General features: G+C 64.2%; 12 protein-coding genes. 11 read left to right on the forward strand and 1 reads right to left on the reverse strand.

The genetic code is table 11. The annotated features are described in order from the left end of the window. Window positions 1–151 precede the first annotated feature (151 nt). The 11 genes from ACVJ5M_RS16805 to ACVJ5M_RS16855 all read left to right on the forward strand — a co-directional run bounded on the left by ACVJ5M_RS16805 (window position 152) and on the right by ACVJ5M_RS16855 (window position 16,037). Window positions 152–1,141 (forward strand): SDR family NAD(P)-dependent oxidoreductase, encoded by a 990-nt coding sequence (locus tag ACVJ5M_RS16805; RefSeq protein ID WP_259256759.1) that lies wholly within the window; start codon window positions 152–154, stop codon window positions 1,139–1,141. Window positions 1,142–1,148: 7 nt separating this feature from the next. Beyond that, a complete protein-coding gene (locus ACVJ5M_RS16810; protein WP_071917338.1) occupies window positions 1,149–2,561 on the forward strand; it encodes a mannose-1-phosphate guanylyltransferase/mannose-6-phosphate isomerase in 1,413 nt (470 codons plus the stop codon). Between the two features lie 181 nt (window positions 2,562–2,742). Further along, the gene (locus tag ACVJ5M_RS16815) at window positions 2,743–3,747 is read left to right on the forward strand and encodes a Gfo/Idh/MocA family protein (RefSeq protein WP_354095697.1); all 1,005 of its coding nucleotides are present in this window, start codon (window positions 2,743–2,745) and stop codon (window positions 3,745–3,747) included. A 10-nt stretch (window positions 3,748–3,757) separates the two neighbouring features. Then, window positions 3,758–4,945 carry a DegT/DnrJ/EryC1/StrS family aminotransferase gene (locus ACVJ5M_RS16820; protein ID WP_354095698.1) on the forward strand — a complete coding sequence of 396 codons (1,188 nt, stop codon included), beginning with the start codon at window positions 3,758–3,760 and terminating at the stop codon, window positions 4,943–4,945. A gap of 233 nt (window positions 4,946–5,178) precedes the next feature. Beyond that, window positions 5,179–6,705, forward strand: a complete 1,527-nt coding sequence (gene murJ / locus ACVJ5M_RS16825; RefSeq protein WP_354099806.1) for a murein biosynthesis integral membrane protein MurJ — start codon at window positions 5,179–5,181, stop codon at window positions 6,703–6,705. Between the two features lie 154 nt (window positions 6,706–6,859). After that, window positions 6,860–9,664 (forward strand): helix-turn-helix transcriptional regulator, encoded by a 2,805-nt coding sequence (locus tag ACVJ5M_RS16830; RefSeq protein ID WP_354099805.1) that lies wholly within the window; start codon window positions 6,860–6,862, stop codon window positions 9,662–9,664. A gap of 146 nt (window positions 9,665–9,810) precedes the next feature. Beyond that, window positions 9,811–10,797, forward strand: a complete 987-nt coding sequence (locus ACVJ5M_RS16835) for an alpha/beta hydrolase (protein WP_354099804.1) — start codon at window positions 9,811–9,813, stop codon at window positions 10,795–10,797. Window positions 10,798–11,243: 446 nt separating this feature from the next. Then, window positions 11,244–12,161 (forward strand): NADP-dependent oxidoreductase, encoded by a 918-nt coding sequence (locus tag ACVJ5M_RS16840; protein ID WP_354099803.1) that lies wholly within the window; start codon window positions 11,244–11,246, stop codon window positions 12,159–12,161. Between the two features lie 429 nt (window positions 12,162–12,590). Further along, entirely contained in the window at window positions 12,591–12,866 is a 276-nt protein-coding gene (locus tag ACVJ5M_RS16845; RefSeq protein WP_354099802.1) for a DUF1127 domain-containing protein, read from the forward strand. A gap of 283 nt (window positions 12,867–13,149) precedes the next feature. Then, window positions 13,150–15,459: a xanthine dehydrogenase family protein molybdopterin-binding subunit gene (locus tag ACVJ5M_RS16850; RefSeq protein ID WP_354095703.1), complete on the forward strand. Its 2,310-nt coding sequence runs from the start codon at window positions 13,150–13,152 to the stop codon at window positions 15,457–15,459. A gap of 131 nt (window positions 15,460–15,590) precedes the next feature. Beyond that, complete coding sequence (locus ACVJ5M_RS16855) at window positions 15,591–16,037, forward strand: c-type cytochrome (protein ID WP_354095704.1); 447 nt, start codon at window positions 15,591–15,593, stop codon at window positions 16,035–16,037. Window positions 16,038–16,172: 135 nt separating this feature from the next. Here the strand turns inward: ACVJ5M_RS16855 and ACVJ5M_RS16860 are convergent, their stop codons facing one another. After that, window positions 16,173–16,586: a hypothetical protein gene (locus ACVJ5M_RS16860; RefSeq protein WP_456679362.1), complete on the reverse strand. Its 414-nt coding sequence runs from the start codon at window positions 16,584–16,586 to the stop codon at window positions 16,173–16,175. Window positions 16,587–16,658 lie beyond the last annotated feature (72 nt).

The raw sequence follows: 16,658 nt of genomic DNA on the forward strand, positions 1-16,658 counted from the left end.
GGTATGGTCTTGGCGCCGATCTTGCAATAGCGCTTATCCGGAGCGGTGATGAATAGCCGCGGGGCTATTGCGACGGCCTCGATACCGCGGCTAAAGAGGCGCCGCGGGGCCGGCTTGGGGACCGCGTGGCAACAGATCGCTTGGGAACAGGATGACGGATCAGGCGATTTTGGTCACGGGAGCCGCCGGGTTCATCGGCTTTCACGTCGCCCGGCAACTCCTGGCCGAGGGCCGGCCCGTGGTCGGGCTCGACAATCTCAACAGCTATTACGACCCGGCGCTGAAACAGGCGCGCCTGGCGCTGCTTCGGAACGATTCCCGCTTCGCCTTCGTCGAGGCCGATCTTGCCGACCGCGACACCATCGCGGCGCTGTTTGCGCGACATCGATTTGACAAAGTCGTGCATCTCGCGGCCCAGGCCGGCGTGCGCTACTCGATCGACCATCCGCACACTTACGCCGATTCCAACCTCCAGGGCTTTCTCAACGTGCTGGAGGGCTGCCGCAACAACTCTTGTCGTCATCTCGTCTACGCCTCGTCATCCTCCGTTTATGGCGCCAACACTAAACTGCCATTTGCCGTGCAGGACCGGACCGACCATCCCGTGAGCTTCTATGCCGCGACCAAGAAGGCGAACGAATTGATGGCGCAGTCCTACAGCCATCTCTACCGGCTGCCGGTCACGGGCCTGCGCTTCTTCACCATCTACGGCCCGTGGGGACGGCCCGACATGGCCCTGTTTCTGTTCGTGAATGCCATCATGGCGGAGCGTCCGATCCGGCTCTTTAACCATGGCAAAATGCGTCGCGACTTCACCTATATTGACGACGTCACCCGTGTAGTATCCAAGCTGATCGATCGGGTGCCCGCGGATGACCCGGCTGCCGCAAATGCGCCGTCTAAGGTCTACAATGTCGGCAACCATCATCCGGAAGAGCTGATGCACGTCGTCGGGCTTCTGGAGCAGGAGCTGGGTCGGACCGCAATCAAAGAATTGCTACCGATGCAGCCGGGAGACGTCTTGGAAACGTTCGCGGATGTCGAGGATCTGACGCGCGACACCGGCTTTGCACCGTCAACGCCGATCGCGCTCGGGGTCCGTAATTTTGTCACCTGGTATCGGGACTACTTCAAGGTTTGAAATGACGATGGACAAACGCATTATCCCCCTGATCATGTGCGGCGGTGCCGGCACGCGGCTGTGGCCGGCTTCGCGCGAGGTGCGCCCAAAACAGTTCCTGCCGCTGTTCGGCACGCGCTCGACCTTCCAGGACACGCTGCTGCGCGTGTCGGATGCCTCGCTGTTCGATCGTCCGATCGTTATCACCAATGCGTCCTATCGCTTCATGGTGCTGGAGCAGCTCGCCGAGATCGGCATCGAGGCCGACGTGATCCTCGAGCCGATGCGGCGCGATTCCGGCCCCGCGATCGCCGCGGGCGCGGTGTTCGCGCAGAACCGCGCCAGTGACGCGATCGTGCTCGCGCTCGCCGCCGACCACGTGGTGCAGGACAATGCGGCCTTCGTCGCGGCGTGCCGCGAGGGCCTCACCGCCGCGAGCGCCGGGCGCATCGTCACGTTCGGCGTCAAGCCGGAGCGGCCGGCGACTGAATACGGCTATATCAGCCCAGGCGAGGTGATCTCCGGCGAGGTGCACGCCGTCGCACGCTTCGTCGAAAAGCCTGATGCAGTGAAGGCGGCCGACTACGTCAGTTCGGGCTATCTTTGGAACAGCGGCAACTTCATGTTCCCGGCCACTGTCCTGCTCGACGAATACCGCAGGGTCGACGCGGCGAGCGTCGAGGCGATCTCCAATGCGGTGAGCAATGCCGGCCGCGACCTCGGCTTCGTGACGCTGGAGCCCGAGGCGTTCGGCGCGGCGAAGGCGATCTCGATCGACTATGCGGTGATGGAGAAGACCTCGCGCGCAGCAGTCGTGCCGGTGTCCTGCGGCTGGTCCGATGTCGGCTCCTGGCACGCGGTGTGGGAGTTGTCGGAGAAGGACGCGCAAGGCAATGCTTCGCACGGCAGCGCGGTGTTCGAAGACTCGCGCAACTGCAACGTCACCACTGATGCAGCGCTGGTCGCGCTCGAAGGCGTCGACGATCTCGTCGTGGTCGCCACCGCGGATGCGGTGCTGGTCTCGCGCCAGAAGGATGCCAACGGCCTGAAGCGCCTGGTGACGAAGCTCAAGGCGGTCGCGCCGAAGGTCACCGAGGAGCATCTCAAGGTGCACCGGCCCTGGGGCAGCTACCAGTCCGTCGACAATGGCGAGCGACATCAGGTCAAGCGCATCGTGGTGAAGCCGGGCGGGCGGCTGTCGCTGCAGAAGCACCATCATCGTGCCGAGCACTGGATCGTCGTCCGTGGCGCGGCCCGGGTGACCGTCAACGAGACCGTCAAGACGGTGCACGAGAACGAGTCCATCTACATCCCGATGGGCGCGGTGCATCGGATGGAGAATCCCGGCAAGATCATGCTGGAACTCATCGAGGTCCAGACCGGAAGCTATCTCGGGGAAGACGACATCATCCGGATTGAAGACGACTATCAAAGGTCGTAACCAGCAAACTCCGAATCACGCGACCCGGGCCGGAAGGCGCAAGCTTTTGGCGCTAAGGCCCGGGGAACGTGTAACTTTTTGAATCAAATCGTGTCCGGTCAACTCGGCTGACATTCGCCACAAATGTGGCGCCCGTGCTAGAAGCGGCCCGGGGATTTGCGTTGAATCGGGGTTTGCTCAGATGAGTTCCAAAGGGTTTGCGCCGGCAAAGGCCGGCTTGCGCGTTGGCGTCGTTGGCGCGGGCGTGATGGGCAGCAACCATGCGCGCGTGCTCGCGGGTCTTCCAGGCGTCAGCCTCGTCGGTGTGGTCGATCCGTCGCCAACGCATCTGACGCGCACCACCGAGCTTGCCAGCTGCCAGGGCTTCGAGACCCTCGACCAGCTCCTCGCCGAAGGCGTCGACGCCGTCACCATCGCCGCGCCGACCCATCTGCATCACGAGGTCGCGCTCGCCTGCATCGCCAGGAACGTCCATGTTCTGGTGGAGAAGCCGATCGCCTCCACGGTCGCGGAAGGCCGCGAGATCGTCGCCGCCGCGCAAAAGGCCGGCGTCACGCTGATGATCGGCCATGTCGAACGCTTCAATCCGGCGGTCGCCGCCGTCAAGCAGGCGATCGCAGGCGAAGATATCCTCTCGATCGCGATCACCCGCGTCGGCCCGTTCCCGCCGCGCATGTCCAATGTCGGCGTCGTCATCGACCTCGCCGTGCACGACATCGATCTGATCCGCTGGTTCACCGAATCCGACATCGTCGAGGTGCAGCCGCAATTGTCGAGCGCGGTCGCCGAGCGCGAGGACATCGCGCTCTTGCAGTTCCGCACCGCCAACGGCGTGCTCGCGCACATCAACACCAACTGGCTGACGCCGTTCAAGGCGCGCAGCGTCACGGTCGCGACCCGCGGCAAATACGTGATGGGCGATCTGTTGACGCGCCAGGTCACCGAGTGCTTCGGCTTCAAGCCGGACGGCAGCTATTCGATGCGGCATCTGCCGGTCGGCCATGACGAGCCGCTCCGCGCCGAGCTGATCGCGTTCCTGAGGGCCGTCCGCAACGGCGAGACGCCGGCGGTCACCGGCGACGAAGGCGTCGCCAGCCTCGAGATCGCCACGCAGTGCCTGGAAACACCGTCGCGGCCCGCAGCCACGTCGTCCGCCCGCAAGGGTCCGCGCCGCGTCGTCGGCTGATTCCCTTTCCATGCCGACCACTCAAGAAGGCGCCAAGAACCAGACCATGAACCAGCATCTGCGTTCCGAACCCATTCCCTTCATCGACGTTGCCTCGCAGCGCCGCCGGCTCGGCGCCTCGCTCGATGCCGCCGTCAAGCGCGTCCTCGACCATTGCCAGTTCGTCAATGGCCCTGAAGTCGCCGAGCTCGAGAAGCAGCTTGCGGCCTATAGCGGCGCCAAGCATGTGATCGGCTGCGCCAGCGGCACCGATGCGATCCTGATGGTCATGATGGCGAAGAATGTCGGCCCCGGCGATGCCGTGCTGTGTCCGTCCTTCACCTTCATCGCAACCGCCTCGCCGGTGGCGCGGACCGGTGCGACGCCGGTTTACGTCGATGTCGATGAAGCCACCTTCAACATGAGCCCGGAGTCGCTGAAGCGCGGCATCGCGACCGCCCGCAAGGCCGGCCTGAAGCCGGTCGCGGTGATTCCGGTCGACCTGTTCGGCCAGCCCGCCGATCACGATTCCATCGCCGAGATCGCCAGGGCCGAAGGCCTGTTCGTGCTCGATGACGCAGCCCAAGGATTTGGTGCGAGCTACAAGGGCCGCAAGCTCGGCACCTTCGGGCTCGCCACCGCGACCAGCTTCTTCCCGGCCAAACCGCTCGGCTGCTTCGGCGACGGCGGCGCGATCTTCACCGATGACGACGAGCTCGCAGCGACACTGCGCAGCATCCGCGTGCACGGGCAGGGCATGGACAAATACGACAACGTCCGCCTCGGTCTGACCGGCCGGCTCGACACCATGCAGGCCGCGATCCTCATCGAGAAGCTGAAGATTTTTGACGACGAGATCGCCGCCCGCAACAAGGTTGCGGAGCGTTACGCGCGTGGCCTGTCCAACGTTGTCACTGTGCCGCGTCTGGCACCGGGTAATACCTCGGTCTGGGCCCAGTACACGATCCGTCTCCCCGAGGGCACCGACCGCGACGGCTTTGCCGCCGCGCTGAAGGCCCAGGGCGTGCCGACCGCGATCTATTACGGCAAGTCGATGCACCAGCAGACCGCCTACAAGCAGTATCCGGTCGCCGACGGCGGCCTGCCGGGCTGCGAGAGCCTGTCGCAGGACGTCATCAGCCTGCCGATGCACGCCTACCTGACCGAAGCCGACCAGGAGCGAATCATCGCCGCCGTCCGCGGCGCGATCGCGGGCTGAATTCGTCGTTTTGTCTCTCTTCCCCTCTCCCCTTGCGGGAGAGGGTGGCTCGCCGCGATAGCGGCGAGACGGGTGATGGGTATCTCTCCGCGTAAAAAGCGGAGAGATGCCCCTCACCCCAATGAGCTTGTGTCTACTGGCGGCGCCGCCCTCTCCCGCAAGGGGAGAGGGCACAGCAACGCGCATCGCAAGATGCAATCGACCTCTGTTCGATAAGTCTCTAAAACAGACGCATGCTCGGACGCATCTTCACGGTTGGTGGTTACACGCTGCTCTCGCGGCTGACGGGATTTGCCCGCGACATCATGCTCGCGGCGATCCTGGGCGCCGGCCCCGTGGCCGACGCCTTTTTCGTGGCGCTGCGGCTGCCCAATCATTTCCGCGCGATCTTCGCCGAGGGTGCCTTCAACGCCGCCTGGGTGCCGGCCTATGCGCATGTCCATGGCGAGCGCGGGGAGGGGGCGGCAAAATTGTTCGCCGACCGCATCTTCACGCTGCTGCTGGCCTCGCAGGTGGTGCTGCTGATCGTCGCCTGGCTGTTCATGCCGCAGGCCATGAGCATTCTGGCGCCGGGCTTTTCCGAGGATGCCGAGCAGCGCAAGCTCGCGATCGAGCTGACCCGGATCACCTTTCCCTATCTGCTGCTGATCACGCTGGTGACGCTCTATGGCGGCATGCTCAACGTGATGCAGCGCTTTGCCAGCGCCGCGGCGGCATCGATCTTCCTCAACATCTCCATGATGATGACGTTGGCGCTCGCCGCCTGGTTTCCCAGCGCAGGCCACGCCGCCGCCTGGGGCGTCCTGATTTCCGGCTTCCTGCAATATTTCCTGCTTGCGGGCGATCTCGCGCGCCATGGCGGCCTGCCGCGCTTTGCGCCGCTGAAGCTCGACGAGGACGTCCGCAGCTTCTTCAAAGCGCTTGGGCCGGCGACGCTGGGATCGATGGGCACGCAGGTCGCGCTGTTCGCCGACACCATCATCGCGACCTTCCTGCCCGCAGGCGCGCTGTCGGCGCTCTATTATGCCGACCGCCTCAATCAGCTGCCGATCGGTGTGATCGGCATCGCGATCGGCACGGTGCTGCTACCGGAGATGTCGCGGCGGATCACCGCCAACGATCATGACGGCGCGATGAAGGCGCAGCGCCGCGCCTTCGATTTCACGCTGCTTTTCTCGGTGCCGTTCGTGGCGGCCTTCATCACCGTGCCCGACGCGATCATGCGTGCGCTGTTCGCCCGCGGGGCGTTCTCGAAGGCCGATGCCGCCGCCGCCGGCGCCACGCTCGCGGCCTATGCCGTCGGCCTGATCCCCTTCGTGCTGATCCGCAGCGCGGTCGCGACCTTCTATGCGCGCAAGGACACCGCAACGCCGGTCCGCGCCTCGCTAACCGGCATCGCGGTCAATGTCGCCCTGAAGGTCGCGCTGATGGGATCGCTCGCCCAGATCGGTTTGGCGCTGGCAACAGCCGTCGGTGTCTGGACCAATCTGCTGCTGGTGCTGTTCTTCGCCGTACGGCGAGGCTTTCTCGTGCTGGACCGCGCCTGGCTGATGTCGCTCGCCAAATTCCTGCTGACCGGGCTCATCCTGGCCGCCGCCTTCTGGCTGATCGCGCGCTTCAGCGGTTCTATGCTGGGCTCGATGCACTTCCGCGATGAGCTGATGCTAGTGCTGCTGGCCGTCGGAGGCACCATCGTCTATGCGCTCGCGATCCTCATCCTGTTCGGCCGCAGCTGGTTGGTCTCGCTGGTGCGTGGCTAGGCCTGTATCAATCCGACGGGCCAAAGCCTGCTGCAGCAGGCGAGACACGCCGGAAGCAGCCATCACGTATATGGCTCTCCTCTGGTTCCCGGTACATGGTAACGTTTAACCTCGGTCGAGTTCGAAAGGGTGCGGTCTCACCAACGGTTGTGCGATGACCAGACGGGCGAAAAAGGCGATCTCGCCGCGGAAAGGGCGGGTTGGTGCTACCCTTGCGTCCCCCAGTTTGCAGGGTCGCGCGCAGGACATTGCGCTGATCGATCACCTGATCGAACGGATCGACCAAGGTGGATCCACGCTTGTTATCAGCGGTGAGCCCGGCATCGGAAAATCTGCGCTCCTCGATGTTGCCAGGCACAGAGCCAGTGAACGCGGCTTCTCCGTCTTGAGCATGACCGGCGTCCTCGCCGAAGTCCATTTGCCGTTTGCAGCACTTGAACAGGCCTTGCGTCCGCTGATGAAAGGGGCCGAGGGCCTTGTCCCTCGCCAGCGATCGGCCTTGCTGGCCGCTTTTGGCATGCATGACGACGCGGGGCCGCCCGATATCTTCCTGGTTGCGCTCGCGACGCTGTCTCTTCTGAGCGAAAGGGCGACGCGCGAGCCTCTGCTGCTTGTTGCCGACGATGCCCAATGGCTGGATCAGGCGACCTTTGAGGTGCTGGCCTTCGTCTCGCGCAGACTGAGCTCGGACCCGATCGTTCTCGTGGTCGCCATGCGCGACGACTTCAAGAGTTCGCTTGGCGACGCCTCCACCCTGAGGCTGCGCCTTTCAGGGCTCGATCAAGCCGACGCCGAGCGCTTGCTGGACGCCAACGCGCCGGGCCTTCCGGCGGAGCTGCGCAGCCGCTTCCTTCGGGAGGCCTCGGGCAATCCGCTGGCCCTTGTGGAGCTGCCCCGCGGAGAACGAGCCGCTGGAGATGCGCCGTGGCTTCCGCTGACCGACCGGCTCGAGCGCGCCTTCTCCAGTCGCTTGTCCGACCTCCCGCACATCGCGCAATTGCTGTTGTTCGTGACGGCGGAGAACGACGGGACATCGCTCCACGAAATCCTTTCCGCCGCCGAAGCCGTGTTGGGCGAGCGCGTGGGTATCGATGCCATCGCGCCCGCGGTCGCTGCGAAGCTCATCGAGATCAACGGGACGGAGGTGAGGTTTCGGCATCCGCTCGTTCGCTCCGCCATGCACCAGGCCGCCGACCCGGCGACCCGCCAGAGGATCCACGCCGCGCTTGCTGCCGTGATTCACGATCAGCTCGACCGCCAATTGTGGCATCGTGCCGCAGCAACGATCGGACCTGACGACGAGCTCGCCGGCGAATACGACCTGATGGCGGCGCGCGCGTTGCGGCGCGGCGCCGTGGCGATGGCGATCGAGGTTCTGGAAAGCGCGGCACGGCTGAGCAGCACGGCGAAGGCGAGAGGCGACCGGCTGTTGCGAGCGGCCGAACTCGCCGCCGATCTGGGGCAGCCGGAGCTCATGGAGCGCCTGCTGCGGCAGGCCGACATCGACGAGACGAACCAGTTGGCGCTGGTCCGGATCGCCTGGTGCCGTGAGATCAGCCAGCCCCCGGCGGTCAACGATCCCGCGAAGATTCTCGCATTGATCGGGTTCGCCGCGAAAGCCCACGCCGCTGGCGCGATCGATCTGGCCGCCAATCTTCTTTGGCGAGCCGCGCAACGTTGCTGGTGGAGCAGCGCAAGCGATGAACTCTGCGCAAGGGTTTACGATGCGGCTGCGCGGCAATTGCCTGACGGGGACCCCCGCCTGATCGCGATATCCGCTTACGTCGAGCCGCTGCGGCGGGGGGCGGACTTGTACTTCAAGCTTCAGGGGCTTGCGGGAACGGCGCACAGCGACCCCACCGTTGCGAGCATCCTCGGCAGCACAGCCAATGTCATCGGGACCTTCGACATCGGCGTGAACTTTCTCGCCGAGTCCAGTGCCGTGCTGCGCATGCAGGGACGGCTCAGCGATCTCGCCCGGGTGCTTTTCGCCCAAGGGTGGGCGGAAATGGAAGTCGGTGACTGGCGGGGCGCCATGAGGGAGGCCGAGGAATCCGCCCGGCTTGCCGAAGAGACCGGCGGGCTTCCGTGGATTGCCGCAGCCACGATCCTGAAAGCCAGGCTCGCAGGAATGCAAGGCAATCTGGAGCAATCCGAAGCGTATGCGGCGCAGGCGGAAGCCCTGGCCCTGTCCATCGGCGCGAGTTTCCTGCTGACCATGTTGCAGATCGCACGAGGCGTATCCGCAATCGGCGCGGGCCGTCATTGGGAGGCCTTTGAGCATCTGCGACGCCTGTTCACGCCGGCCGATCCCGCTTTCAATTTCGGCCTTCAGTTCTTTGGCCTCGCGGATTTCGTGGAGGCCGCCGTGTCGTCCGGCAATGCGGACGAGGCGAGCCGCGTGCTTGATGAGATCGAGCGCGCCTCGGCTCCGACGCCGGTGCCGTGGGTCGGGACGATGCTGCAATATGGCAAGGCGTTCCTCGCTGCGCCGGAAGACGCCGAGCCGTTCTTCCTGCAAGGTCTTGGACTGCAAGGTCCTGGGCCGGCCGCGAAGAAATGGCCGTTCCTGCGAGCCCGTTTTCTCCTGGCCTATGGCGGATGGCTGCGCCGCCAGCGCAGATCCGCCAATGCGAGGGCTCCATTGCGCGAGGCACGCGACATGTTCGATGCGCTCGGCGCTTCGCCCTGGAGCGATCGGGCCCGCGAGGAACTGCGAGCGTCGGGCGAAACCAGCCGCCGGCGAACCGAACAGGTGTGGGACACGCTGACCCCGCAGGAGCTTCACATCGCGCAACTCGCCGCCGAAGGTCTCTCGAACAAGGAGATCGGCGCCAGACTGTATCTGTCCCACAGAACCGTCGGGTACCACCTGCACCGGATCTTTTCGAAGGCCGGAATCACCTCGCGGTCCGGGCTACGCCCCGTTCTCGCCAGCATCAGCCGCCCCGCGGACTGATCGCCGTCCCGTCATCGGACTGGTCATTTGACAGAAGCGGCAGCCCCTCCGCGCGGGCTAGCTGTGCGAGTGCATCTACCCCCAAGCAAAAGTTGACCATGAAACTGTTCTCTTCACTCGCAATCCTCAGCCTCGGAGCAATCCTCATGACCCAAGCCGCCGATGCGGCCCCAGACGCCGGGACCGACCCCCGGATCGATCCCCAGGTTCGCGCCTTCCTGCGCGAGATCAACAAGGATCCGAGCCCGTTCTGGGAGCTGCCCCAGCCCAAGCCGCAGGACATCCTGACGGAGCTTCAGAACAAGACGCCAGTCGACATGTCGGGGGTGAACACGACCGAGCAGACCATCATCCAGGATGGTCAGTCCGCGAAAATCTACATCATGAAGCCCGAGCACGTGACCGGAAAGCCCGGCGTACTGCTGTTTATTCACGGCGGCGTCTGGATCGTCGGCAATTTCCAGAACCATCAGCGTCTGTTGCGCGACCTGGTGGTCGGCTCCGGCCAGATCGGTGTTTTCGTTGAGTACACGTCCCTGCCGAAGGCGCGCTTTCCCACGCAGCTCGACCAGTCCTATGCGGTGCTGAAATGGGTGGCGAGCCACGCCGAAGAGTTCGGCGCGGACGGTAGCCGGATCGCGGTGGCCGGCAATTCGGTTGGCGGCAACATGACCGCGGCATTGTCGCTGATGGCCAAAGACCGCAGCGGACCCAAGATCAGCTATCAGGTCATGATGATCCCGGCGACCGACGCCAGCGTCGACACCGGATCCTACCACGAATATGGCACGGGACGATTTCTCGCCCGCGCCTTCATGAAATACGGCTGGGATCTGTACGCGCCGGACGCAGCGACGCGCAACAACCCCTACGTCTCGCCGCTGCGCGCCAGCCTGCAGCAATTGAAGGGGCTTCCCCCGGCTCTTGTCATCACCGCAGAGAACGATCCGCTGCGCGACGAAGGCGAGGCTTACGCGCGCAAGCTCAAGGAGGCCGGCGTGTCCGTGATCGCGACCCGCTACAACGGGATGATCCACGACTTCGTCCTGCTGAACGGCATCCAGAGCGACCCCGAGCCCCAGGCCGCGATTCGGCAGATGTCGGCGGAGATCAAGGCACATCTCGCACCTTGATCCAGCCTTGAAAGAGCAGGCGGCGACACCGTCGCCGCTTGCTACGTTTTGATTGATCCCGAACTTATGATTGCGACGTTCTCGCGCAATGCCCCGCTGACTGAATAAGTCCAGTCGGTTGGTGTCTGCAGCAACTTGCCAAGCCCAGTTTTGCGACTCTCGTCGGCTTACAGTCTCAAGGCCGACATCACGGCATCGGTTGGTACAGCCAGAATCGTCAATCTTGGTACTTTTTTATAGCCAGGCGCAACGCATCTACTCGCTACGACGATGGATCGGAGCGAGCCCGATCCATCGGGCTTGGCGGGAGTTCCGATCGGTGCAGACAACTCTATCGCCGACACGGAGACAGGAGTTCCACACTGCCTGGCATTTTGTGGAAAGCCGGCGCGTGCGCGCTCCCTCACGTTTCCACCGAAGAGACAAATGACCAAGGAGAAAATATCATGAAGGCGATCGTTGTAACGGAGCAAGCCGCGGGAACGGCCGGTATGAAGCTGGTGCGCCGGCCCGAGCCGCAGGCAGCGATAAACGATGTCGTCGTCCAGGTTCATGCGTCGAGATTTATCCCGACTGAGCTTGCGTGGCCCTCGAGCTGGGTCGATCGCCTTGATCGCGACCGAACGCCGTCGATCCCTGGGCACGAGCTGGCCGGAGTGGTCTCTGCCCTTGGATATGGAACGACGGGGCTGTCGGTGGGACAACGGGTGTTCGGCCTCGCGGACTGGTATCGCGACGGCACGCTGGCCGAGTACGTGGCAATCGAGGCGCGCAACCTTGCGCCGCTGCCGGGCGACGTCGACTTTACCGTGGGCGCGAGCCTGCCGATCTCGGGCCTCACCGCGTGGCAAGGGCTGTTCCAGCACGGTCGCCTACAGGCGGGGCAGAGCGTGCTGGCACACGGGGCTGCAGGCGCAGTCGGGTCTATGGTGACGCAACTCGCACGAGCGGCCGGAGCTTACGTCATCGGCTCCGGACGTGCCGCCGATCGTCAGACAGTGCTCGACCTCGGCGCGAAGGAGTTCGTCGACCTCGACAACGACGCACTGGAGGACATCGGCGAAGTCGATCTGGTGTTCGATGTCATCGGTGGTGACATCCAGAAGCGGTCCACAGCACTCATTCGAGCCGGGGGAACACTGGTGTCCATCGTCGGGCCGGCGGAGGCGCAGCCTTCCAACGGGCTGGCGATCGACTTCGTCGTCGAGGCTGATCGTGCCCAACTGAGTGAGATCGTCCAGCGGGTGCGGGACGGACGACTGCGGACCAACATCGGCAACGTCTCGACCCTCGACGATGCCGTCGCCGCCTTAAATTCGACCGAGCGACGTAAGGGAAATACGATTATCCGCGTTCGTCCCTGAGCGACGCACGTCCGTTGATGCGCGCAGCCGGTCGGCTCGTCCAAGTCGGCCGGCTGTTGAGAATGTCCCAGGGGGCAATGGCCGCCCTCTCAGAGCGGTCGTAAACGTCCGCTTTGGAATGCCCCTCGCGTAGGGGGCATGAACCGTCGCGTCGAATGAGCGAATTCGTCGGAGCGAGGGACTCGCCTCCAAGGTGCAACCGACCTCCGCACATCCCTTGATTTTGCACGATTGCCGTGGTATTGGCGCCGCATGATCAAATCGTCGCGCCATTTCAACCGCAACCACATGACCCGCTTCGGCTGGGCCGTGGAAGGAGTCGCGCGCTAGGAATTCGACGACGACATCTTTTCCACCAGGCCCCGCCGGCATCGGACGGGGCCTTTTGTTTGGCCACGCTCCCTGCCGGCACAACAGCAGGAGCATCCGATGCCACCCCAACAGACGGACATCTCATCCGAGATTGAGTGCGATGCCGCGAGGCTTCGGCTCGACCTCTCCATCGTCTTGAGACTGATCAAGCGATACTGGCGTGCGTTTCAGGAGCGGCGGCCGCGCCCGCAGGTCGCATTGCAGGACCTGAGTGACAGGGAGCTGACGGACATCGGCTTGACGCGCGGTGAGATCGACTACATCTCGCCTGAACGCGCTATCGATACGCTGAGAGATCGGGCCACGGATCTTTGGAGGCGGGGCGTGATATAGGTGATCAACCGTCGGAAGCGGAGATGCGCTTTGCGAACAAGCGGCAGTCAGCGCGACTACTTCTTAGGAGTGCACCGCGGGACGAGTTCGGCAACTATCGTGCCATCAACCGAACCGTTCCTCACAGGGAAATGACCGGGCTGCGGCGTTTTCGTCGCATCCCGCTCTGACAGGCGAGGCACCGGGCGAGCCTGCGCGGCCTATGCCCGCCTAAAGCCGTTTGCCTTGCCACTTTTTCCACGGCAATATGCCCGCAAAACAACCATGAGGACGGGATAAGAAAATGGCGGCTCCCATCAAGTTCGGCGTTGGCCAAAGCGTGCTGCGCAAGGAGGATGACGCGCTCATCCGCGGCAAGGGCCGCTATACCGACGATTATGCGCCGCAGGCCGCGCTTCGCTGCCTGATGCTGCGCTCGCCGCACGCGCATGCCAAATACACCATCGATGCGAGCCGGGCTCGCACGCTGCCGGGCGTTGCGCTGATCCTGACCGCCGATGATGTCAAGGATCTCGGCAATCTGCCCTGCCTGTTCAATCTCGAGACCGATCCCTTCACCGGCCCGCCTTACCCGATCCTCGCCAAGGACGAGGTGCGCCATGTCGGCGATTCCATCGCCTTCGTGGTCGCCGAGACCATCGACCAGGCCCGCGACGCGATCGAGGCGATCGAGGTCAAATGGAGCCCGCTGCCGGCGGTGACCGGCGTCGTCAACGCCGTCAAGAAGGGCGCCCCGCAGGTCTGGCCGGACAAGGCCGGCAACGTGCTGTTCGACGTCTCGATCGGCGACAAGGCCGCGACCGAGGCTGCCTTTGCCAAGGCGCATGCGGTGGCCGAGATCTCCATCGTCAATCCGCGCGTGGTCGCGAGCTTCATGGAGGCGCGCGCGGCGGTTTGCGAATACGACGCCAAGCGCGATCATCTGACGCTGACGGTCGGCAGCCAGGGCAGCCATCGCCTGCGCGACATCCTCTGCCAGAACGTGCTCAACATCCCGACCGAGAAGATGCGGGTGATCTGTCCCGACGTCGGCGGCGGGTTCGGCACCAAGCTGTTTCCGTACCGCGAATACGCCTTGATGGCGGTCGCCGCGCGGCAGCTCAAGAAGGCGGTGAAATGGGCGGCCGACCGCACCGAGCACTTCATGGGCGACGCGCAGGGCCGCGACAACGTCACCACCGCCAAGATGGCGCTGGCCGAGGACGGAAAATTCCTCGCGATGGATTGCGACCTGATGGGCGACATGGGCGCGTATCTGTCGACCTTCGGCCCCTACATTCCGCATGGCGGCGCCGGCATGCTGCCGGGCCTCTACGACATCCAGGCCTTCCACTGCCGGGTGCGCACCATCTTCACCAATAGCGTGCCGGTCGATGCCTATCGCGGCGCGGGCCGTCCCGAGGCCGCTTACGTCATCGAACGCCTCGTGGACGCGTGCGCGCGAAAACTCGACATGACGCCGGACGCCATCCGCCGCAAGAATTTCATTCAGCCGAAGGCGCTGCCGTACAAGACCGCAACAGGCAAGGTCTACGATTCCGGCGACTTCGCCGCGCATCTCAAGCGCGCGATGGAGATCGGCGAGTGGAAGGAATTTCCCAAGCGCGCCAAGGCGGCCAAGAAGAATGGCCTGATCCGCGGCATCGGCCTTGCGAGCTATGTCGAGATCTGCGGCGTGATGGGCGAGGAGACCGCCAATGTGCGGCTCGATCCCAACGGCGACGTCACCGTTCTGATCGGCACGCAGTCGAGCGGGCAGGGCCACCAGACGGCTTATGCGCAGATCGTCGCCGAGCAGTTCGGCCTGCCCCCGGAGCGCGTGCACGTGCGCCAGGGCGACACCGACGAGATCGCCACGGGGCTCGGCACCGGTGGCTCGGCCTCGATCCCGTCAGGCGGCGTCAGCGTCGAGCGCGCCACGCGCGAGCTTGGGCAGAAGCTGAAGGAGATCGCGGCGCAGGCGCTGGAAGCCAGCGCCGGCGACCTCGAGCTCTCCGATGGCGTGGTGCGGATTGCCGGCACCGACCGTTCAATGTCGTTCGCCGATCTCGCCAAGCGCGGGAGCGCCGATCCATCGAAGCTCAACGGCAGCGCGACCTTTGCCAGCGCCGACGGCACCTATCCGAACGGCACGCATCTGGCGGAAGTCGAGATCGATCCGGCGACCGGCATCATCAAGATCGTCAACTACGTGATCGTCGACGATTTCGGCAAGACGCTCAATCCGCTGCTTTTGGCGGGCCAGGTGCATGGCGGCGCCATGCAGGGCATCGGCCAGGCGCTGATGGAGCAGGTGGTCTACGGCGCCACTGACGGGCAACTGATCACCGCGACCTTCATGGACTACGCGCTGCCGCGCGCGGCTGATGGTCCGGACTTCGTATTCGAGACCAGCAACGTTCCCTGCACGACCAATCCGCTGGGCGTGAAGGGGGCGGGCGAGGCCGGCGCGATCGGCTCCTGTCCGGCCGTCGTCAACGCCATCGTCGACGGGCTCTGGCGCGAATACAAGATCGACCACATCGACATGCCGGCCACCCCGGAGCGGGTGTGGATCGCCGTCAACGAGCACCACCGCCGTCACAGCCTTTAATCTCGAGCTCGACCAAATAATCCATAGTGCGACGATCTATCGCCGCGCTTTGGATGGAATGAACTCTGCCAAACGGTGTTGGCCCAATGTGGGGTCAGCACGATCCTGTCTCAGGGAAAGGGATTTTGCGAATGAAGCGAGTGTTGGTTGTTGGCGGCGCGCTGCTGCTCGGCATGGGCGCGGTTTGGGCGCAGCAGGAGTCCGTCAAGGAGGTCCAGACCCTCATGAAGGGCAACGGCAAGAACGCCGGCGCGGTTGCGGCGATCGTCAAGGGCGAGAAGCCTTACGACCAGGCCACGGTGGATAGCGCGCTGGCGCAGTTCGCGGATACGGCCAAGAAGCTGCCGAACCTGTTCCCGGCGAGCGCAAAGGGCCAGAAGCCCGAGGGCGACTACAGCGCCTCGCCGAAGATCTGGGAGGACAAGGCCGGCTTCGACGCCAAGATCGCAAGCTTCGCCAAGGTCGTCGGCGAGGCCAAGGGCAAGATCAAGGACCTCGATTCGCTCAAGGCGACTTTTCCCGCGGTCGGCAAGGAATGCGGCGGCTGCCACGAGACCTTTCGTGTGAAGAACAGCTGACGCGGAGCCGGCAAAAAGTGAGGGCGGATGCGCACGGCATCCGCCCTTTTTGCGTTGTGGGCAGGCGCCTCGGTTGACTCGTACGCGTTTTCGGTCGGACGCGCATCTGGGCGGATCGAAGGCGAGCGCAATTGCTCAGCCGGCTCCCGAAGCTTTTCGAGCGGCAGGCTTGCGAGCCTCTTTTTCGAGTAACCACCCCAAAGCCTTCGCTGGGTTCAACCAGCGCACCTCATCGATCTGTTCGGCGAGCGTCAGCGCATGAACGGTCAGTACCTCAATGTCCTGAGGATCGACGTCCGCCTTTTCCAGCACGTGTATGCACCGGTTGATCGCCGCCAGATCGAGCTGAAGTTGCTCGACACTTGAGTGGTGATCTTTGGCCCCCACGACTTTCCATGGTCTCCTTGCGCGCACTTTTTTCTCCCCATACGCGGTCACGCCTTCGTGAGTGCTGTTTGTGGCGGCAACACGAAAATGGATGGACGGAATCGGGGATGTTTGCGGGCGGCCCGTCAAAGGTAGGGCAGCAGCGGGGGAGGCTTGGACCATTGCGTTGAGGTGCCTCGGTTACCGAGGCATCGATTCGTCGAACCACACCAAGGGCAAAATTTGTTTGCGAGG

This window comes from Bradyrhizobium sp. S3.7.6, from assembly GCF_054061875.1.